1 pseudogene is annotated in these 639 nt (G+C 37.9%); it reads left to right on the top strand.

Annotation, left to right across the window (positions count from 1 at the left end):
* A pseudogene (locus HMPREF2795_RS02010) lies at positions 1–615 on the top strand (ISL3 family transposase); the annotation flags it as partial.
* Positions 616–639 lie beyond the last annotated feature (24 nt).

The raw sequence follows: 639 nt of genomic DNA, 5'->3' as shown, positions 1-639 counted from the left end.
CCCTATTACGATATTGCCAGAAAACTTTTTCCTAACGCTAAAATCGTTCTCGACCGCTTTCACATTATCCAACATCTCAGTCGAGCTATGAATCGTCTTCGCATCCAAGTCATGAATCGTTTTGATCGTAAATCGCACGAATATAAGGCACTAAAACGTTACTGGAAACTCATTCAACAGGATAGCCGTAAACTCAGCGATAAACGATTTTATCGCCCGACTTTTCGCTCACACTTGACCAATAAAGAGATTCTCGAAAAGCTCCTTGCATACTCTCAAGAACTTAGATAGCACTATGAACTCTATCAACTATTACTGTTTCATTTCCAAGAGAAACAAACAGACCATTTCTTTGAACTAATTGAAGAAACGATTTCTTGTGTAAATCCTATTTTTCAAACTGTTTTTAAGACCTTTTGGAAAGACAAGGACAAAATCATGAACTCACTGGAACTGCCCTACTCAAACGCAAAACTAGAGGCTACTAATAACCTCATTAAGGTCATCAAGCGCAATGCTTTTGGCTTCCGGAACTTTGAAAACTTTAAAATTAGAATCCTCATTGCTTTGAATATCAAAAAGGAGAGAACCAAGTTGGTCCTCTCCAGGTTATAACTTTTCATCAACCCACTACAGTTG

The sequence above is a fragment of the Streptococcus sp. HMSC056C01 genome, from assembly GCF_001811305.1.
Taxonomy (GTDB): domain Bacteria; phylum Bacillota; class Bacilli; order Lactobacillales; family Streptococcaceae; genus Streptococcus.
Note: the sequence above shows the minus strand (reverse complement) of the source record. Positions and strands in the feature narration are given on the sequence as shown.